The sequence below is a fragment of the Pseudomonas peli genome (assembly GCF_900099645.1).
GTDB classification, from domain to species: Bacteria; Pseudomonadota; Gammaproteobacteria; order Pseudomonadales; family Pseudomonadaceae; genus Aquipseudomonas; species Aquipseudomonas peli.
The window spans coordinates 470,363-488,791 of sequence record NZ_FMTL01000002.1 but is presented as its reverse complement, the minus strand read 5'-3'; the positions used below and the strand labels follow the sequence as shown (position 1 = coordinate 488,791).

The 18,429-nt window shown below is 59.0% G+C and carries 16 protein-coding genes, 2 tRNA genes and 1 pseudogene; 11 read left to right on the top strand and 8 right to left on the bottom strand.

Annotation, left to right across the window (positions count from 1 at the left end; translation table 11 throughout):
• The first annotated feature begins 48 nt into the window (after positions 1 to 48).
• Both BLO50_RS11045 and BLO50_RS11040 read left to right on the top strand, forming a co-directional pair.
• The gene (locus tag BLO50_RS11045) at positions 49 to 489 is read left to right on the top strand and encodes a hypothetical protein (RefSeq protein WP_090252500.1); all 441 of its coding nucleotides are present in this window, start codon (positions 49 to 51) and stop codon (positions 487 to 489) included.
• Positions 486 to 890: an META domain-containing protein gene (locus BLO50_RS11040; RefSeq protein WP_090252497.1), complete on the top strand. Its 405-nt coding sequence runs from the start codon at positions 486 to 488 to the stop codon at positions 888 to 890. The genes BLO50_RS11045 and BLO50_RS11040 overlap by 4 nt, the downstream gene beginning before the upstream one ends.
• Before the next feature lie 187 nt (positions 891 to 1,077).
• Here the strand turns inward: BLO50_RS11040 and BLO50_RS11035 are convergent, their stop codons facing one another.
• The 4 genes from BLO50_RS11035 to BLO50_RS11020 all read right to left on the bottom strand — a co-directional run bounded on the left by BLO50_RS11035 (position 1,078) and on the right by BLO50_RS11020 (position 5,270).
• Positions 1,078 to 1,839 (bottom strand): amino acid ABC transporter ATP-binding protein, encoded by a 762-nt coding sequence (locus tag BLO50_RS11035; RefSeq protein ID WP_090252495.1) that lies wholly within the window; start codon positions 1,837 to 1,839, stop codon positions 1,078 to 1,080.
• 9 nt (positions 1,840 to 1,848) lie between these two features.
• Positions 1,849 to 2,946, bottom strand: a complete 1,098-nt coding sequence (locus BLO50_RS11030) for an amino acid ABC transporter permease (RefSeq protein ID WP_090252492.1) — start codon at positions 2,944 to 2,946, stop codon at positions 1,849 to 1,851.
• A gap of 9 nt (positions 2,947 to 2,955) precedes the next feature.
• Positions 2,956 to 4,140, bottom strand: a complete 1,185-nt coding sequence (locus BLO50_RS11025; RefSeq protein ID WP_090252490.1) for an amino acid ABC transporter permease — start codon at positions 4,138 to 4,140, stop codon at positions 2,956 to 2,958.
• 101 nt (positions 4,141 to 4,241) lie between these two features.
• Positions 4,242 to 5,270 carry an amino acid ABC transporter substrate-binding protein gene (locus BLO50_RS11020; protein WP_090252487.1) on the bottom strand — a complete coding sequence of 343 codons (1,029 nt, stop codon included), beginning with the start codon at positions 5,268 to 5,270 and terminating at the stop codon, positions 4,242 to 4,244.
• 478 nt (positions 5,271 to 5,748) lie between these two features.
• Here BLO50_RS11020 and BLO50_RS11015 point away from each other — a divergent pair, with 478 nt between their 5' ends.
• The 5 genes from BLO50_RS11015 (at position 5,749) to rhlB (ending at position 12,268) form a co-directional block, all read left to right on the top strand.
• Complete coding sequence (locus tag BLO50_RS11015; RefSeq protein WP_090252484.1) at positions 5,749 to 6,408, top strand: alpha/beta hydrolase; 660 nt, start codon at positions 5,749 to 5,751, stop codon at positions 6,406 to 6,408.
• Between the two features lie 22 nt (positions 6,409 to 6,430).
• The gene (locus BLO50_RS11010) at positions 6,431 to 8,332 is read left to right on the top strand and encodes an acyl-CoA synthetase (protein WP_090252480.1); all 1,902 of its coding nucleotides are present in this window, start codon (positions 6,431 to 6,433) and stop codon (positions 8,330 to 8,332) included.
• Positions 8,333 to 8,526: 194 nt separating this feature from the next.
• Positions 8,527 to 9,465, top strand: a complete 939-nt coding sequence (locus BLO50_RS11005; protein ID WP_090252478.1) for a GGDEF domain-containing protein — start codon at positions 8,527 to 8,529, stop codon at positions 9,463 to 9,465.
• 92 nt (positions 9,466 to 9,557) lie between these two features.
• Entirely contained in the window at positions 9,558 to 10,721 is a 1,164-nt protein-coding gene (locus tag BLO50_RS11000; protein WP_090252474.1) for a dipeptidase, read from the top strand.
• Positions 10,722 to 10,825: 104 nt separating this feature from the next.
• Positions 10,826 to 12,268 (top strand): ATP-dependent RNA helicase RhlB, encoded by a 1,443-nt coding sequence (gene rhlB / locus BLO50_RS10995; protein ID WP_090254069.1) that lies wholly within the window; start codon positions 10,826 to 10,828, stop codon positions 12,266 to 12,268.
• Positions 12,269 to 12,339: 71 nt separating this feature from the next.
• Here the strand turns inward: rhlB and dinB are convergent, their stop codons facing one another.
• Both dinB and BLO50_RS10985 read right to left on the bottom strand, forming a co-directional pair.
• Positions 12,340 to 13,401 (bottom strand): DNA polymerase IV, encoded by a 1,062-nt coding sequence (gene dinB / locus BLO50_RS10990; protein ID WP_090252472.1) that lies wholly within the window; start codon positions 13,399 to 13,401, stop codon positions 12,340 to 12,342.
• A gap of 23 nt (positions 13,402 to 13,424) precedes the next feature.
• Entirely contained in the window at positions 13,425 to 13,640 is a 216-nt protein-coding gene (locus BLO50_RS10985; RefSeq protein ID WP_090252468.1) for a zinc-ribbon domain-containing protein, read from the bottom strand.
• A gap of 205 nt (positions 13,641 to 13,845) precedes the next feature.
• Here BLO50_RS10985 and BLO50_RS10980 point away from each other — a divergent pair.
• From BLO50_RS10980 to rimO, 4 genes are all read left to right on the top strand, one after another.
• Positions 13,846 to 13,922, top strand: a tRNA-Met gene (locus BLO50_RS10980).
• Between the two features lie 122 nt (positions 13,923 to 14,044).
• Positions 14,045 to 14,121 (top strand) — tRNA-Met (locus BLO50_RS10975).
• A gap of 135 nt (positions 14,122 to 14,256) precedes the next feature.
• On the top strand, positions 14,257 to 14,808 hold the full coding sequence (locus BLO50_RS10970) for a cytochrome b (RefSeq protein WP_090252465.1): 552 nt from the start codon (positions 14,257 to 14,259) through the stop codon (positions 14,806 to 14,808).
• Between the two features lie 141 nt (positions 14,809 to 14,949).
• Positions 14,950 to 16,272, top strand: coding sequence for a 30S ribosomal protein S12 methylthiotransferase RimO (rimO, locus tag BLO50_RS10965; RefSeq protein ID WP_090252463.1), 1,323 nt, complete (start codon positions 14,950 to 14,952; stop codon positions 16,270 to 16,272).
• 75 nt (positions 16,273 to 16,347) lie between these two features.
• Here the strand turns inward: rimO and BLO50_RS22285 are convergent, their stop codons facing one another.
• The gene (locus tag BLO50_RS22285; RefSeq protein WP_420875465.1) at positions 16,348 to 17,211 is read right to left on the bottom strand and encodes a methyl-accepting chemotaxis protein; all 864 of its coding nucleotides are present in this window, start codon (positions 17,209 to 17,211) and stop codon (positions 16,348 to 16,350) included.
• Positions 17,203 to 18,135 (bottom strand): annotated as a pseudogene (locus BLO50_RS22280) (methyl-accepting chemotaxis protein); the annotation flags it as partial. The gene BLO50_RS22285 and the pseudogene BLO50_RS22280, both read right to left, overlap by 9 nt.
• Positions 18,136 to 18,429 lie beyond the last annotated feature (294 nt).

Genomic DNA, 18,429 nt, shown 5'->3' with positions numbered 1-18,429 from the left:
CAGCCAATAGCGGCTGCGTGGTAGCATTTGCGCCTATTTGGAGGCTCCATGGCTGAACACGATTTTCGCTACAACCTGCTCAACCCCGAACACACCCTGATTGAATGCCGTGCTTTGGCACCGGGCCGTTACCAGGTCACCGGTAATGGCGGCTCGATCCAGAGTGGCGACACCTTGCTGGTGACCCTCAAAGGTAGCCGCGAATTGTCGATGCGCCTGCAGGCCGACAAGGTTCGTCATCTGATCAACCCGCGTGGCCAGTGGGTGGCGGTGGCCACCGGCCCGGCGTTCAAGGAGCTGGCGATCTTCAATTGGCAGGCCAACTGCGACAGCTGCAATGCGCAGCTGGACTTCGAGTTCGCCGTCGACGCCGCCCTCGGCAAAAAGGCCCAGGCACCTGCCGCCGAAGCGCGCATCAAAGAACTGGGCTGGCAGTCGAAAAATGCCAAGCACCTGTGCCCGAAATGCATCAACAAGGAGGTGATATGAAACGCGTACTGACTATCAGCCTGCTGGCTGCCGGCCTAATTGGCTGCGCCACATCCGCACCGCAGCTGGAAACCGAGCACAGCTACCAGGTGGAATGGATCGGCGAACGTCCACTGATCGACCGCAGCCACCTGACCATCACCCTCGGTGACGACGGCCGCGCCTATGGCAACGCCGGCTGCAACCACTGGTTTGCCAGCTACACCCTGGAGGGCGACAAGCTGAGCTTCAGCGCCCCCGGCAGCACCCGCAAGATGTGCGCCCCAGCCTTGATGGAGCAGGAAGCGCGCTTTCTCGCTAGCCTGAGCACGGTAGAGCGCTGGGATTTTTCCGCCACCGAGCAGCTGCGACTGTGGCCCGCCGAAGGCAAGCCATTGCGCCTATGGCCTGAGAGCAAATAAGAGCCCGTCTCAGATCAGCTGCGCGTCGACCAAACTGGGTTGCAATGCAGTAACTGCTACAGACTGTTACTAACGTAGCGCCTTGTTTTGCTCTAGCTCGCGAGATCCGAAACAGACTCTACGCGTACAAACCATGCGCAACAAAAAAAGGGAGCCCGAAGGCTCCCTTTTTTATTGCGGCTGAAACTCAGTGAATGATCTGGCTGAGGAACAGTTTGGTGCGTTCGTTCTGCGGATTGGTGAAGAAGGCGTTGGGCTCGTTCTGTTCCACGATCTCACCCTTGTCCATAAAGATCACCCGGTTCGCCACGGTGCGGGCGAAGCCCATTTCGTGGGTTACGCAGAGCATGGTCATACCGTCTTCGGCCAGGCCGATCATGGTATCCAGCACTTCCTTGACCATTTCCGGATCGAGGGCCGAGGTCGGCTCGTCGAACAGCATGATCTTCGGCTTCATGCACAGCGCACGGGCAATCGCCACACGCTGTTGCTGGCCGCCAGAAAGTTGCCCTGGGTACTTGTGGGCCTGCTCCGGAATGCGCACGCGCTCAAGAAAGTGCATGGCAATCTCTTCCGCCTGACGCTTGGGCATCTTGCGTACCCACATCGGCGCCAGGGTGCAGTTCTGTAGCACGGTCAGGTGCGGGAACAGGTTGAAGTGCTGGAACACCATGCCGACTTCGCGGCGCACCGCTTCGATGTGCTTGAGGTCGTGGGTCAGCTCGGTGCCATCAACCACGATACGACCTTGCTGGTGTTCTTCCAGCCGATTGATGCAGCGGATGGTGGTCGATTTGCCCGAGCCCGAAGGCCCGCACAACACGATACGCTCGCCCGGCTGCACGCTCAGGTTGATGTCCTTGAGCACATGGAACTGGCCGTACCACTTGTTCAAGCCCTGCAGCAGGATCATCGGTTCGGCGCTGGGTTGCTTGTTGGCTTCACTCATAACTCACTCCTAACGCTTGTGGCCGGTGTCCAGCTTACGCTCCAGATGCTGGGAGTAGCGGGACATACCAAAACAGAAAATCCAGAAAATCAGCGCGGCGAATACATAGCCTTCAGTGGCCATGCCCAGCCAAGCCGGATCGGTGGTGGCTTGCTTGATGCTGTTGAGCAGGTCGAACAGGCCGATGATGATCACCAGGCTGGTGTCCTTGAACAGCGCAATAAAGGTGTTGACGATGCCGGGAATAACCAGCTTCAGGGCTTGCGGCAGAATCACCAGGCCCATCATCCGCCAATAGCCCAGGCCCATGGCCGCAGCGGCCTCGTACTGACCTTTTGGAATCGCCTGCAGGCCACCGCGCACCACTTCGGCGATATAGGCCGACTGGAACAGGATCACCCCGATCAACGCACGCATCAGTTTGTCGAAGCTCAGGCCCTCAGGCAGGAACAGCGGCAACATGACCGAGGACATAAACAGCACGGTGATCAACGGCACACCGCGCCAGAACTCGATAAAGGTCACGCAGATCACGCGGATCGCCGGCATGTCCGAACGCCGTCCCAGCGCCAGCAAAATGCCCAGCGGCAAAGCGCCGGCAATACCCACAGCGGCAATCACCAACGTGAGCATCAGACCGCCCCACTGGCTGGTGGACACAGTCGACAGACCGAAGAAACCACCGTGCAGCAACCAGAAGGCCAGCAGCGGGTAAACCACCAGGAAAGCCAGGCCATACATGGCCTTACGCGGCATTTGCGGCACGAACAGCGGTGCAGCACCGATGACCGCTAACCACAGGGTCAGGTCAACGCGCCAGCGCAGCTCACTCGGGTAGAAACCGTACATAAACTGGCCGAAACGCTGCTGCACAAACACCCAGCACGCGCCGCCACTGGTGCAGTCGGCACGGGTGGTACCGGTCCAGTCTGCATCAATGAACGCCCACTGAATCAGCGGTGGCAGCATCAGCCAGACCAAATAGGCTGCAAACAATGTCAGCAGGGTGTTGAACCAGCTGGAGAACAGGTTGGCGCGCAGCCAACCCACCACACCAACGCTCAGCGCGGGTGGCGGTAGATCAGGTTTGAACGTATGCGTTTGCATGGCTGCTCCTTACCGCTCGATCAGCGCAATGCGCTTGTTGTACCAGTTCATCAGCATGGAAATGCTGATACTGATTGCCAGGTACACACTCATGGTGATGGCGATCACCTCGATCGCTTGCCCGGTCTGGTTGAGTACCGTGCCGGCGAACAGCGAGACCATGTCCGGATAACCGATACCGGCCGCCAGTGAGGAGTTTTTCGCCAGGTTGAGGTATTGGCTGGTCAACGGCGGAATGATCACCCGCAGCGCCTGCGGAATAATCACCAAGCGCAGGGTCTTGCCCGCTGGCAGGCCCAGAGAGCGCGCCGCTTCGGTCTGCCCGTGGTTGACGGCCATGATCCCGGAACGTACGTTCTCGGCGATAAAGGCAGCGGTGTAGATGGTCAACGCCAAGGTCAACGCCATCAGCTCAGGAATCAGCACCCAGCCGCCACGGAAGTTGAAGCCCGTCAGCTCCGGCACACTCCACTGCAACGGGTTGCCGCCCAGCAAAATCGCCAGACCCGGCAGGCCGATCAGCAGCGGTATTGCCCCCAGCGACACCGGAAACAGCTGGCCAGTGGCCTCAAAGCGCGCCTTCGACCAGCGCGACAGCAGCACCACACCAATGATCGCCACAACCACCGCACCGGCAAACAAGCCAAAGCTGTCGGTCGGGCTTGGGGCCGGCATATACAGGCCGCGGCTGTTGAGGAAGAACGCTTCACCAACGCCCATGCTCTGCCGCGGTCCTGGCAGGGAGAGCATGACAGCGAAGTACCAGAAGAAGATTTGCAGCAACGGCGGGATATTACGGAACGTCTCGATGTATACCGTGGCCAGCTTGCTGATCAACCAGTTCGGCGACAGACGTGCCACACCCAGCAAAAAACCCAACAGCGTCGCCAGAACAATACCAATCACCGACACCAACAAGGTGTTGAGCAGGCCCACCACGAAAACACGCCCATAGGAGTTGCTTTCGTCGTAGTCGATCAGGTGCTGGGCAATACCGAAACCGGCGCTGTTATTGAGAAAGGAAAACCCGGACGTAATCCCGCGTTTTTCCAGGTTGGTCTGGGTGTTGTCAAACAGAAACCAGCCGAGCGCCACAACGGCGATAACGGCAAGAATTTGAAATAGCCAAGCACGCGCCTTGGGGTCGGTCCAAACCGATCCACCGGGGCGCGGGACATTTGCAGTGGTTTGCATAGGAGCCCTCTTGGAACTCTCATGCCCGCATTAGCGGGCATGAGGTTCACATCAATCAGAACAATGCCAGCCACTCAGGACGAGTGACTGGCAGCGGATGGTCAGCGCACCGGCGGTGCGTACTGCAGACCACCTTTGTTCCACAGGGCGTTGAGGCCACGTTCGATCTTCAGCTCGCTGCCGGTACCGACGTTGCGCTCGAAGCTTTCGCCGTAGTTGCCCACTTGCTTGACGATCTGTACAGCCCAGTCTTTCGGCAGTTTCAGATCTTTACCGAACTCACCTTCAGCGCCGAGCAGACGTGCTACGTCGGGGTTCTTGGTGGATTTGGCTTGCTCTTCGACGTTGGCCGAAGTCACACCCAACTCTTCAGCGTTAACCATCGCGTAGAGCGACCAGCGCACGATGTCGAACCACTCTTCGTCACCCTGGCGCACGACCGGGCCCAGTGGCTCTTTCGAGATCACTTCCGGCAGTACCACGTAAGAATCCGGGTCAGCCAGCTTGATGCGCTGTGCGTACAGCTGCGATTGGTCGGAGGTCAGCACGTCGCAACGGCCAGCTTCAACCGATTTGGCGCTCTCGTCGGAGGTGTCGTAAGTGATCGGGGTGTACTTCAGGCCATTGGCACGGAAGTAGTCGGAGAGGTTCAGCTCGGTGGTGGTACCTGCCTGGATGCAGACAGTTGCGCCATCGAGTTCTTTAGCGCTGGAAACGCCAAGTTTCTTGTTAACCAGGAAGCCTTGACCGTCGTAGTAGTTAACGCCGGCAAAGTTCAGACCCAGGCCCGAATCACGCGAGCTGGTCCAGGTGGTGTTACGCGAGAGGATGTCGACTTCGCCGGACTGCAGCGCGGTGAAGCGCTCTTTGGCGGTCAGCGGGCTGTACTTGACCTTAGTCGCGTCACCAAATACCGCAGCAGCAACTGCGCGGCATACGTCAACGTCGAGACCCAGGTAGTTACCCTTCTCATCGGCGTAGGAGAAGCCAGGCAGACCATCGCTGATACCGCACTGTACGAAACCTTTCTTCTGGATCGCATCCAGAGTAGCGCCTGCTTGAGCAAAACTGCTGACACCGAGAACAGCGGCGGTGGTCAGTACTGCCAATGTGGATTTCACCATCTTCATTAAAACCTCCAGTTGCTTTTGTTGTGTTTGGAGTCTCGGTTCTACCACCGTACCCTTATGGGGCTCGTTGACTGTGTCGGCAGCAACACACTCAACCGGGGATCAAACCTTAGCGCGAGTTTAGTTGCCGATTGCTCCAGCGGCCATAAACTCTCACCCGCCCATTATTTGAATGGGCTAGAGACAGATAGCAAGTGACTTGTCGCACAGCATGCAGCACCTGGCGAACCTGTGAAGCGCCGTTAACGGCATTTCAGTCTGCTCCGTGCCCGGTTTGGTGGCAGTGTTACCACGGCCCGGCCACGTCATCAGTCCCTAAGGTGTATAGCAAGGCCCGTACCAGCGCCGCGCTTTGAGCACCATACGGACAGGTCAAGAGCAAAACTTGCACCCTGGCGACAACTTCTTTCTAGAATCGCCACCCCCTAAATTTTCCCGCGCACTAAATCAGCGCGCATGCACCACAGCGGAGCCTCAAATGAGTGAACCCTTGATTCTTCAGCCCACACTTGCCGCCGATGCGTGCGTCATTTGGTTGCACGGCCTAGGTGCCGACCGTTATGACTTTATGCCGGTTGCCGAGATGCTGCAGAAGCGCCTGCACAGCACCCGCTTCGTGTTGCCGCAAGCACCGACTCAGGCGGTAACCATCAACGGCGGCTACGCCATGCCCAGCTGGTACGACATCCTGGCCATGAGCCCGGCCCGCGCGATTAACCGCGAACAGCTGGAAGCCTCGGCGCAACAGGTGATCGAACTAATCGAAGCGCAGCGTGACAGCGGTATCGACCCGGCCCGCATCGTCCTCGCCGGCTTCTCCCAGGGCGGCGCGGTGGTGCTGCACACTGCCTTCCTACGCTGGCAGTTTGCGCTCGGCGGCGTAATTGCACTGTCAACCTACGCCCCTACATTCAGCGACGAGGTCGTCCTTGCAGATACAAAAAGACAACTGCCGGTCCTGTGTTTGCATGGCACATTCGACGACATCGTACTGCCGGCCATGGGCCGTGCAGCCCATGACTACCTGATTGCATCCGGAGTCAGCGTGCAATGGCGTGATTACCCGATGGGCCACGAAGTGGTGAATGAGGAAATCCGCGACATCGCCGACTGGCTGGAGCAACGGTTTACCAGTTGACTGCCTGCGAGCGAGACCACCTATGCCTGCCATACCTGCGATCAAGACCCTGCGTGATATCCAGCTGATCGAGCAAACACCGCTGGCCGAACGCGACCTGCCGGCCAGCACGTATGAGCTGATCTGCCGCAGTGCAGCGCAGCAAGCAGATGCACCGGCGCTCTCGTTCATCCTCCAAGGCACAGCAAACGAGGCGGCTTACCGCCTCAGTTACAGGCAGCTGCTGGGCAAGATCACCCAGACCGCCAACGCCTTCCACCGCCTGGGCTTACGTCCGGGCAAGGCGGTGTCGTTTCTGTTGCCCAACCTGCCGCACACCCACTTCACCATTTGGGGCGGCGAAGCGGCAGGGATCGTCAATGCGATCAACCCGCTGCTCGACCCGGAACATATCGCCGAGCTGATCCAGGCCTCGGACTCAGAGCTGCTGGTGACCCTGGCGCCCTTCCCCGGCACCGACCTATGGGCGAAGGCCGAAGGCCTGCGCGAGCAACTGCCTGCGCTCAAGGCGATTATCTGCGTGGACATGGCCAATCTGCTGCCGGAGCCGCAGCGTAGTGCGATCAAAGCGCAGCGCGGGTCGCTGCCAGAAGGCGTACTGGACTTTGATGAGCTGATCGCGGCCTGCCCAGACGACCACCTGGAAAGCGGCCGCGTAATCGCGCCAGACGACATTGCCAGCTACTTCCACACCGGCGGCACCACTGGTACGCCGAAGCTCGCACCGCACAGCCATGGAAACGAAGTGGCCATGGCGTTCAGCATGAACTTGGTTACCCGCTTCGAGCCGGGCGATGTCACCCTTTGCGGCCTGCCGCTGTTTCACGTCAACGGGGTGATTGTTACAGGTCTGACTGCTTTTATCGGCGGCGCCGAAGTGCTGCTGGCTACGCCGCAGGGGTACCGCAACGCCAACCTGATCAGCAATTTCTGGACGATCATCGAACGCCATAACGTCAGCTTCTTTAGCGGCGTACCAACCATCTACGCCGGCCTGCTGCAGGTGCCGAGCGAAGGCCATGATCTCAGCTCACTCAAATACGCCCTATGCGGCGCGGCACCGATGCCCGTTGAGCTGATTCGCCAGTTCGAAAGCAAAACTGGGCTGACCCTGATCGAAGGCTATGGCCTCACCGAAGGCACCTGCGGCAGCTGCGCCAACCCACCTGCTGGCGAGCGTCGCCCCGGCTCCATCGGCCTGCCAATGCCTTACTGCGAAGTGAGCATCAAGGTGCTCGACGAACTGGGCAACTATCTAAGGGAGGCCAACCGCAATGAAATTGGCAACCTGTGCATCCGTGGCGCCACGGTGTTCAAGGGTTACCTGCAGAGCAGCAAGAACACCGGCATCTGGGTCGACGGCGACTGGTTCAACACCGGCGACCTCGGCCGCGTGGATGCTGATGGTTACATCTGGCTCACCGGGCGCAGCAAGGATCTGATCATCCGTGGCGGCCACAATATCGACCCACAGATGATTGAAGAAGCGCTGCACAAACACCCCGCCGTGGCCATGGCTGCAGCGGTCGGTAAGCCTGACGAAAAGGCCGGCGAACTGCCGGTGGTCTACGTGCAACTCAAACCCGGCGCTGAGGTCAGCGAAGCCGAACTGTTGGCCCATGCAGCCGAACACATTCACGAACGCGCGGCGATCCCCAAGGATGCCTGGATCATTGACACCATACCGCTGACCGCGGTGGGTAAAACCTTCAAACCGGCGCTGCGCTTCGATGCGATTGCCCGCGTTTATCAGTCGGCACTGGCAGAAATAGATGCCCGTCTGCGCGTGGAGGTCTTGAGTGACGACAAACGCGGCCAGATTGCCCACATCTATATACCCGCCGACCAGGCCGCACTGGCCGATGCAGTGAGCCAACGACTGGCGGGCTTTGCCGTTGCGATAGAACTGCACCTCACCGAGTAAACAATCACTGGCGCAAGGAACACGCCAGAATTGTGATAAACCATTCAACTTCAATACCGCTGGTCGCCCGTGCGTCTGACAAGGATTGTCAGGCCACAGGCAGCGGAATATGTTCAGGCATGGTGTTCGCCCTTAATGCAGGGAGCGTTAGCGATGCCCACTATTCATAGCCTACAGCCACACCTGCCGCCCCAATGAAAAACGCCAAATGGCAGGCTGATCTGCAGCAAATTCGCCACTTGCGACTGTTCAATAACGTCGCCGCCAGCGGCATTAATCAGCTGCTTAAAGAATTCCGCGCCTGCGACCTGGATGCAGGGGAAGTGTTGTTATCCCCCTTCAACCGCAACCAGTACCTCTACCTGCTGCTCAAGGGCCAGCTCAAGGTGTACCTCGGCTCACTCGACAGCCAGGCCGTCAGCACCCTGAAAGTCGGCGACTGCGCGGGGGAAATCAGCTTTATCGACAACGAACACCCGTCCGCCTATGTGGTGGCAACCGAACCTAGCCAAGCACTGCGCTTGCACCGTGAGTCGCTGTTCAACCTGTTCCAGCAATCCCCCGAATTGATGCAGAACATGCTCGAGCTGCTCTGCGACCGTGTGCGCAAAGGCAACCGGATTATTCTCGACAGCGAGCAAACGGCCAATATCGACGCCCTTACCGGTGCCTATAACCGCCGCTGGCTGGAGCATATCTTTGAGCGCGAAAGCACCCGCAGCGCCTTCAATGGCAAACCGCTGTGCATGCTGATGCTGGATGTCGACCACTTCAAAGCCTACAACGACAAACATGGCCATCTCGCCGGCGACTATGCCCTGTGCCTGGTGGCCAACACCCTGCGCAACCAGCTGCGACCTAAAGACAGCCTGACCCGCTTCGGCGGCGAAGAATTCGTCATTCTGCTGCCGGAAATCGGCACCGAGGAAGCCCGCAGCATTGGCGAACGGCTGCGCCTGGCGCTGCACCACGTCAGCTCGTTTCATTCGCCGATTGGCGTGCTGCCAGGGGTGACTGTGTCCATCGGCCTGGCACAGATGCAGTCCAAAGACAGCCTGCAGGGCCTGATCGCCCGCGCCGACAGCGCGCTGTATCAAGCCAAGCAGAAAGGCCGCGACTGCCTCTGCGGCTAATCCCCCACAACGGCAGGCCCACCCCATCACATTTCTTACTCACTCTTGCTAGAGTGCTGCGCATAACAACAACGCCCGGATGGCACCTTAATATGCGCAAGATTCTGATCACCCTGCTGATAATCCTGTTGATCGCTGCGGGCAGTGTGTTTGCCCTGCCCTCCTTGCTTGACCGCAAGATGAACAGCGTCGAATCCCCCGCGCCTTATCCAGCCAGCGAAGCGGCCACGCAGCTGCATCAACAGCTGTTTATCGCCGACCTGCATGACGACGTGCTGCTGTGGGAACGTGACCTGCTCAAGCGCTATGACTTCGGCCACTCCGACCTGCCACGCATGCTCGAAGGCCGTGTTGGCCTGCAGGTGTTCTCCACCGTGACCAAGACGCCGCGCGGCATCAACTATGAAAGCAATAGCGGCGAGACCGACAACATCACCCTGTTGGCCATGGCCCAGCGCTGGCCCAAGGAAACCTGGAACAGCCTGCTGCAACGTGCGCTATACCAGGCGCACAAGCTCAATGAGGCCAGCGCCAACAGCGACGGTCGCCTGATCATGATCAAGAGCCGCGGCGACCTCGCCAGTTTTGTCAGCGCCTGGCAAAAAGACCCACAGCGCGTAGCAGCAATTCTCGCCACCGAGGGTTTGCAGCCGCTTGAAGGCAAACTGGAGAACGTTGACGCACTCTATGACGCCGGCTTTCGCATCACCGGCCTGACCCACTTCTTCGATAACGAAATCGGCGGTTCGGCCCACGGTCTGGAAAAAGGCGGCCTGACCCCGCTGGGCCGCCAGGTGATCAAACGCCTGGAAGAAAAAGCCATGCTGATCGACCTGGCCCACGCCTCGCGCCCGCTGATCGATGATGTACTGGCTATCAGCACGCGCCCGGTACTGGTTTCCCACACAGGCGTTGAAGGCACCTGCAAAGGCCCGCGCAACCTCAGCGACAAACACCTGAAAGCCATCGCCGCCACCGGCGGGGTCATCGGTATCGGTTACTGGGATGCAGCCGTCTGCGCTACTTCGGTCGAGGCCATCGTCAAGGCAATGCGCTATACCGCAGACTTGATTGGCGTGCAGCACGTGGCACTGGGCTCGGATTTCAACGGCACCATCCATGCACCGTTTGATGTAACGGGCTTGCCGCAACTGACCGAAGGCCTGCTCAAGGCCGGCTTCAGCCAGGCGGACATCACCGCCATCATGGGCGGCAATGTGCAGCGTCTGCTGCTTGCCAGCCTTCCCGAAAATTGAGTAAAAACCAGCCAACTACCGCCATCCGGCGCGGCCCTTCGCCGCGCCGGCTTCTTGCTTTACACTGGCGACCGTTCACTCCTTAACCAATTGATGAGATGACCGTGCTCAAAGCACTCAAGAAAATATTCGGCAAAGCCGAGGGCGAACAGCCCAACCCAGTCACTCCGCCCCCTGTAACGCCCAGCGCACCGCGCGTCCAGCCTGACGCCAGCGCTGACAAACCCAGCCGCAGTGCCTCACCGCGCACCGCTGAAGCCGCTGAAAAACCGTTGCAGAGCAAGGAAAAACCGGCGAAACCGCGCCGCGAACGCCCGGCCAAACCAGTTGACACCTGGAAACTGGAAGACTTCGCCGTAGTACCGGCCGAGGGTAAGACCCGTTTTCATGACTTCAAGCTCTCCCCCGAGCTGATGCATGCCATCCATGACCTTGGCTTCCCTTACTGCACACCGATCCAGGCGCAGGTACTGGGCTACACCCTCAGTGGCCGTGACGCCATCGGTCGCGCCCAGACTGGCACAGGCAAAACTGCTGCCTTCCTGATCTCGATCATCACCCAGCTGCTGCAAACCCCACCGCCGAAAGAGCGTTATATGGGCGAGCCACGCGCGCTGATCATTGCGCCGACCCGCGAGCTGGTGGTGCAGATTGCCAAGGATGCGGCCGACCTGACCAAATACACCGGCCTCAACGTGATGAGCTTTGTTGGCGGCATGGACTTCGATAAACAGCTCAAGCTGCTTGAATCGCGCTTCTGCGACATTCTGGTCGCCACCCCAGGGCGTTTGCTCGACTTCAACCAGCGCGGCGAAGTGCACCTGGATATGGTCGAAGTGATGGTGCTCGACGAAGCCGACCGCATGCTCGATATGGGCTTTATCCCTCAGGTCCGCCAGATCATCCGCCAGACCCCGATGAAGGGCGAACGCCAGACCCTGCTGTTCTCCGCGACCTTCACCGAAGACGTGATGAATCTGGCCAAGCAATGGACCACCGAGCCGGCCATCGTCGAGATCGAACCGGAAAACGTCGCCAGCGATACGGTCGAACAGCACGTCTATGCCGTAGCCGGCAGCGATAAATACAAGCTGCTGTACAACCTGATCACCCAGAACGACTGGATTCGCGTGATGGTCTTCGCCAACCGCAAGGATGAAGTGCGGCGCATCGAAGAACGCCTGACCCGTGACGGCATCAGCGCCGTGCAGATGTCCGGTGACGTGCCGCAGCACAAACGTATCCGCGCACTGGAAGGCTTCCGTGAAGGCAAGATCCGCGTGATGGTCGCCACCGATGTGGCCGGTCGCGGTATCCACGTCGATGCGATCAGCCACGTGATCAACTTCACCCTGCCGGAAACCCCGGACGACTACGTGCACCGCATCGGTCGTACCGGCCGCGCCGGCAGCAGTGGTACGTCGATCAGCTTTGCAGGGGAAGATGACGCCTACGCCCTGCCTGCCATCGAAGCTCTGCTAGGGCGCAAAATCGCCTGCGAAATGCCGCCAGATGAGCTGCTCAAACCGGTACCGCGCAAGCACTGATCCGCACGCAACTAAAGAAGGCGAAGCCCTGGGGCTTCGCCTTCTTTATTTTCAGCCCCACACACCCGCTGTCAGGGTGCAAACAACTCCAGCTGCTCGTGCTTACCGCGCAAGTCATGCAAACGCACACCAACCCCAAGCAAGCGCACAGCCTTGTTGCCACGGGCGAAAGCGGCGCTTATCAACCGTGTATAGCTCTCTAGATCACGCCGCGCCCCGCCCTGTTCCAGAGTGGTCTGGCTAAAGTCGTGGAACTTGATTTTGACGAAGGGCTTGTCCGGCCGATAACTCGCATCCAGCCGCTCCATTCTCTTGGCCAGTTGTTCCAGCAGCGCAGGTAACTGTTCCAGGCAGGCGGCCAGGTCTGGCAAATCTTTGTCGAAGGTGTTTTCCACGCTGACCGACTGACGCCGACTGTCGTTATGCACGACTCGCTCATCAATCCCGCGCGCCAGCCCCCACAACCGCTCGCCAAAACTGCCGAACTCCTTGACCAACGCCAGCTTGTTCCACTCGCGCAGGTCGCTGCAGGTACGAATGCCCAAGCGCCCAAGCTTGTCGGCCGTGACCTTGCCCACGCCATGCAGCTTGCTCACCGGCAAGGCAGCAACAAAATCCTCAACCTGATCCGGGGTAATCACAAACAGACCGTTAGGCTTCTTCCAGTCGCTGGCGATCTTGGCCAGGAACTTGTTCGGCGCCACGCCCGCCGAGACGGTGATATGCAGCTCCTGCGAGACCCGCCGGCGAATATCCTGAGCGATGCGCGTGGCGCTGCCGGCAAAGTGCGGGCTGTCGGTTACATCCAGGTAGGCCTCATCCAGCGACAAGGGTTCGATCAGCTCGGTGTAGTCGCGAAAGATCGCCTGAATCTCCCGCGATACCGCCTTGTAGGCATCCATCCGCGGCTTGACGATCACCAGGTCCGGACACAATTTCAACGCCTGCCCGGAAGCCATCGCTGAGCGCACGCCATAACTGCGCGCCTCGTAATTACAGGTGGCAATCACCCCGCGCCGGTCTGCCGAGCCACCGACCGCCAAGGGCTTGCTGGCCAGGCTCGGGTCATCCCGCATCTCGATTGCGGCATAAAAGCAATCACAGTCCACGTGAATGATCTTGCGGCTGTTCATCACCAAGCCCACCGATCCTGCGGCTACTGCTCGGCTGAACTTACAGGCGCTGCCGGCTTGGCCTCGCTCGCCGCATCCTCAGACTTACTCATATAAGACTGGATAATCAGGATGACGATCAGCATAAACGCAGCCAATGGCACCAACTTGGTCTTCGCCGCCACGGCAGCCCCGCAACCCGGACAGGTCTTGGCATCGGCCGGTACCTGAGCACCACAGGCTTTGCATTCAACGCTCATAACTTTCCTCCCATTTAATGGGCACGGACTCTAGCCCAACAGCCCGCTTGCGGGCTATGCCGACAGCAAACCTGTCCACCCAATCAGGCTCTAGCACAGGGTTCTGCAGCGAAAAATCAATCAACGCACGGCTAAGCATCTGAATAAAAACAACTTCTGGCCACCTTTAGGTTGACAAGCAGCATTTAAACGCTATAATTGGCGCCGCGGGATGGAGCAGTCTGGTAGCTCGTCGGGCTCATAACCCGAAGGTCGTCGGTTCAAATCCGGCTCCCGCAACCAGATACTCAAAAAAGGCCACTCAATCGAGTGGCCTTTTTTGTTTCTCTCGCACACGCATTCTAAGCATTTGATTAAAAACACTATTTTGTTGACACACAACGATTTCTATATAGAATTGCCGGCGCGGGATGGAGCAGTCTGGTAGCTCGTCGGGCTCATAACCCGAAGGTCGTCGGTTCAAATCCGGCTCCCGCAACCAGATACTCAAAAAGGCCACTCAATCGAGTGGCCTTTTTGTTTGTGCGCGATTTAGCTGATCACGCTCAATGAGAGCTGGAAGTTGCCTGCCTACACTGAAGCCGATGATCACTGACAGCCTAGGAGGCAAAACACCATGCCCTGGAAAAATACGGAAGCGCGCTATGGCAGCCTGAATATAGCGCTGCACTGGCTGATGCTGATACTTATTGCCGGCGTCTACGCATGCATAGAACTCAAAGGGAACTTCCCCAAAGGCAGCGATACCCGTGAATTGCTCAAGCAATGGCACTTTATGCTGGGCCTCGCCGTCTTCACGCTCGTGTGGCTGCGCTTGCTGGCACGCTTGATTGCACCCACGCCGGTCATCCAACCTACCCTGCCTACCTGGCAAGCCATCCCGGCAAAACTGATGCACCTAGCACTCTACGGCCTGATGATCGGCGCCCCACTGGCCGGCTGGTTGATCCTCAGCGCCGCCGGTAAACCCATCCCATTTTTTGGCCTGGAGTTGCCACCCTTGGTCAGCAAAAACCCGGATTTGGCTGGCACGATAAAGGAATGGCATGAACTGGCCGGTAGCGCCGGATACTGGTTGATTGGCCTGCATGCTGCGGCCGGGCTGTTCCACCACTTTGTTGTGCGCGACAACACCCTGACCCGCATCTTGCCAAGTAAGCAGCCCTGACGCCGCCAAGCATTCAGTCCTGATACACAGGTGACGCTCAGTGCTGGTCAATTGCCAGCGTCGCCGCTAGAATTGCGCACTTTTTGATCAGAGGCGCGACCAGCGCCCAGCATCCATCCGTACACGCCTGAGGTTAACGCCATGTCCACCCCCGCCACGCCGAAAGTCGGCTTTGTATCACTCGGTTGCCCCAAGGCGCTGGTGGACTCTGAGCGCATCCTGACTCAGCTGCGCATGGAAGGTTATGAAGTGGTGTCGACTTATCAGGACGCTGATGTGGTGGTGGTCAACACCTGCGGCTTTATCGACAGTGCTAAAGCCGAATCCCTGGAAGTGATCGGCGAAGCGATCAAAGAAAACGGCAAAGTGATCGTCACCGGCTGCATGGGCGTGGAAGAAGGCAGCATCCGCGACGTGCATCCCAGCGTGCTCTCGGTGACAGGCCCGCAGCAGTACGAGCAAGTGGTCAACGCCGTGCATGAAGTCGTGCCGCCGCGCCAGGACCACAACCCGCTGATCGACCTGGTGCCGCCGCAGGGCATCAAACTCACCCCGCGTCACTATGCCTACCTGAAGATTTCCGAAGGCTGTAACCACAGCTGCAGCTTCTGCATCATCCCGTCGATGCGCGGCAAACTGGTCAGCCGCCCGGTTGGCGAAGTACTCAACGAAGCTGAGCGCCTGGTCAAAGCCGGCGTCAAAGAGCTGCTGGTGATTTCCCAGGACACCAGCGCCTATGGCGTCGACATGAAATACAAGACCGACTTCTGGAACGGCCAGCCGGTGAAAACCCGCATGACCGAACTGTGCGAAGCACTCTCCAGCCTGGGCGTATGGGTGCGCCTGCACTACGTCTACCCCTACCCACACGTCGACGAGCTGATCCCGCTGATGGCCGCTGGCAAGATCCTGCCGTACCTGGATATTCCCTTCCAGCACGCCAGCCCGAAAGTGCTCAAGCTGATGAAGCGCCCCGCCTTCGAAGACAAGACCCTGGCACGCATCAAAGCCTGGCGCGAGATCTGCCCGGAGCTGACCATCCGCTCGACCTTTATCGTCGGCTTTCCCGGCGAAACTGAAGAAGACTTCCAGTACCTGCTCGACTGGTTGACCGAAGCGCAGCTCGATCGCGTCGGTTGCTTCCAGTATTCCCCCGTAGAAGGCGCGCCGGCCAACCTGCTCGACAACCCGGTACCCAATGACATCAAACAGGATCGCTGGGACCGTTTCATGGCCCACCAGCAAGCCATCAGCACCGCCCGCCTGCAACTCAAGGTCGGCAAGGAGATGGACGTGCTGATCGATGAAGTCGACGACCAAGGCGCCGTTGCCCGCTGCTACGCTGATGCTCCAGAAATCGATGGCAGCGTGTTTATCGCCAGCACCGACGTCAATCCGGGCGACAAGGTCCGCGTGCGCATCGTCGATGCCGATGAATACGACATGTGGGCCGAGCTGATCTGACCCAACGGATAGTTGCCCGCCACACAAAAACGCCCCGCATTGCGGGGCGTTTGCGTTCAACTGTCAGTGCAGCAGCTAGACCCGGAAACGACTCACCATCATCTGCAGCTGATTACCCAGACGCGCCAGTTCAACGCTGGCCCGTGCCGTTTCATCACTGGCAGAGGCCGTCTGCTCGGACACATCCCGCACGCTGATGATGCTGCGACTGATCTCTTCAGCCACCGCACTTTGCTGCTCAGCCGCCGCTGCAATCTGCTGATTCATCGACTGAATATTCGACACTGTACGGGTAATGCTTTCCAGCGAATCACCCGCGCGCCGGGTCAGCTCGACACTGCTGTCCGTCAGGGTACGGCTGCTCAACATGATGCTGGCCACCTGCTGCGTGCCATTCTGCAGCCCCGCAACCAAGCCCTCGATCTCCTCAGTGGACTTCTGCGTGCGTTGAGCCAAACCACGCACCTCATCCGCGACCACCGCGAAACCTCGACCCGCCTCACCGGCGCGCGCAGCCTCAATAGCCGCGTTGAGTGCGAGCAGGTTCGTCTGCTCAGCCACGGCCTTGATGACATCCATCACACTGCCAATCTTCTGACTTTCTTGCTGCAGAGCCGTCATGGCGCCAGTGGAGCGCCCCACTTCGTCAGCCAGACGCTCAATTTGGGCAATGGCCTGGGCTACCACTTTGTCACCTTTACGCGCCTCACTGTCAGCGTCCGTCGCGGCGTGAGACGCCTGCTCGGCATTGCGCGCAACCTCCTGCACGGTGGCAGACATCTCGTGCATGGCGGTGGCCACTTGATCGGTTTCACTCTTCTGGTTATTGGCCCCAGCACTGGTCTGCGCGGTTACGGCAGACAGCTCCTCGGCAGCACTGCTGATCTGGCTCACGCCATCACGAATGCCGCCAATCAACTCACGCAAGGTGCTGGCCATACGCTGCACGCCTTGCTGCAACACACCCAACTCATCCTGACGCACCACTGCGGCACTCGGTGTCAGATCGCCACTGGCAATGCGCCCAACATCCAACAGCGTCGCACGCAGTGGGCGAATGATCTGCCGTGTAATCAGCCATGCAGCAAGCAGCCCAAGCAGCAAAGCCATCGCTGTAGCCGCCACCTGCAGGTAGCGCGCCGCCGCACTTTCGACCGCCAGACGGTCAAGCTGGAAGCTGTAAAGCTCGTCGCTGATTTTGACAATCTCAGCGCCCTGCACGGTCATCTCCTGACGCGCGCGCGCAATGGCCTGCGTGGCATCACGCAGCGCCAACACCGCATCCCGGTACTGCGCCAAACTACGCTCAACCTGCAACACAGCGGCTTGCTGTGACCCGACGAATGCACGACTCACATCCGCCAGCCCTGCCATGATCGCCTCAACCCCCTGAATCATCGCCGACTCATTTGCGGGGCTGGCATTGTTACGGAACACACTGACCAGGTGTTGCACCTGCAGCAACTCGGCCCTGCTGTCAGTAATCGCCTGATACTGAGCAAAGCGCTGTGGATCAAATTCGGGTAATTGCACGACAACTGCCATGATCTGGCGAACTTGCTCAACGGCCTCGGCCGCCCTGAGGGCCAATACCTCATTAGCTGCATTGGCTTCTTTATAGGCAGCCTTCATGGCATTCAAGGACACTTGGTACTCATCGTTGATCGCACCCTGCTTCTTGAGTAACGCCACATTGACCGGATTCTTGAACGAAGCCTGCAGCGCCTCTTGCTTGGCAATGTAAGTGCTTAAGGTCGACTGTAGGCGTTCAGCGGTGGGCAAATCACCGTTAGCGATCATGTACTGCAACCGCGCAATACGCAGATTGGTGAGGCTGCTGTTGAGGTAGGTAATATCGCTCATCCAGTTGGCGCGCTGAATCACACTGCCCAGCCCACTCCAGCCCGTCCAGGCCATCAACACTGTCATCGCCAGCACAACGCCAAAACCTATCAGCAACTTGCGGGTGACGCTGATATTGGCAAACCAGGTATTCATAAAGCGGCCTCTCTCCAACGTACGTATCAAAAGCCAAATCAGCAGCTGGAGTTATTGTTGTGGCAGCGCGTCTGGACGGGATTGCCGAGGACTCGGCGAACTGTAGCTAGAAAGGAATCAGCAACTATCACGCTGAAACCACACGCCAGGCATTACCCG

What these genes read in the sequence shown, in the direction of transcription:
- BLO50_RS11045 (WP_090252500.1), top strand. Translation starts at nt 49, where the DNA reads ATGGCTGAACACGATTTTCGCTACAACCTGCTCAACCCCGAACACACC.
- BLO50_RS11040 (WP_090252497.1), top strand. Translation starts at nt 486, where the DNA reads ATGAAACGCGTACTGACTATCAGCCTGCTGGCTGCCGGCCTAATTGGC.
- BLO50_RS11035 (WP_090252495.1), bottom strand. Translation starts at nt 1,839, where the DNA reads ATGAGTGAAGCCAACAAGCAACCCAGCGCCGAACCGATGATCCTGCTG.
- BLO50_RS11030 (WP_090252492.1), bottom strand. Translation starts at nt 2,946, where the DNA reads ATGCAAACGCATACGTTCAAACCTGATCTACCGCCACCCGCGCTGAGC.
- BLO50_RS11025 (WP_090252490.1), bottom strand. Translation starts at nt 4,140, where the DNA reads ATGCAAACCACTGCAAATGTCCCGCGCCCCGGTGGATCGGTTTGGACC.
- BLO50_RS11020 (WP_090252487.1), bottom strand. Translation starts at nt 5,270, where the DNA reads ATGAAGATGGTGAAATCCACATTGGCAGTACTGACCACCGCCGCTGTT.
- BLO50_RS11015 (WP_090252484.1), top strand. Translation starts at nt 5,749, where the DNA reads ATGAGTGAACCCTTGATTCTTCAGCCCACACTTGCCGCCGATGCGTGC.
- BLO50_RS11010 (WP_090252480.1), top strand. Translation starts at nt 6,431, where the DNA reads ATGCCTGCCATACCTGCGATCAAGACCCTGCGTGATATCCAGCTGATC.
- BLO50_RS11005 (WP_090252478.1), top strand. Translation starts at nt 8,527, where the DNA reads ATGAAAAACGCCAAATGGCAGGCTGATCTGCAGCAAATTCGCCACTTG.
- BLO50_RS11000 (WP_090252474.1), top strand. Translation starts at nt 9,558, where the DNA reads ATGCGCAAGATTCTGATCACCCTGCTGATAATCCTGTTGATCGCTGCG.
- dinB (WP_090252472.1), bottom strand. Translation starts at nt 13,401, where the DNA reads ATGAACAGCCGCAAGATCATTCACGTGGACTGTGATTGCTTTTATGCC.
- BLO50_RS10985 (WP_090252468.1), bottom strand. Translation starts at nt 13,640, where the DNA reads ATGAGCGTTGAATGCAAAGCCTGTGGTGCTCAGGTACCGGCCGATGCC.
- BLO50_RS10970 (WP_090252465.1), top strand. Translation starts at nt 14,257, where the DNA reads ATGCCCTGGAAAAATACGGAAGCGCGCTATGGCAGCCTGAATATAGCG.
- rimO (WP_090252463.1), top strand. Translation starts at nt 14,950, where the DNA reads ATGTCCACCCCCGCCACGCCGAAAGTCGGCTTTGTATCACTCGGTTGC.
- BLO50_RS22285 (WP_420875465.1), bottom strand. Translation starts at nt 17,211, where the DNA reads ATGGCCAGCACCTTGCGTGAGTTGATTGGCGGCATTCGTGATGGCGTG.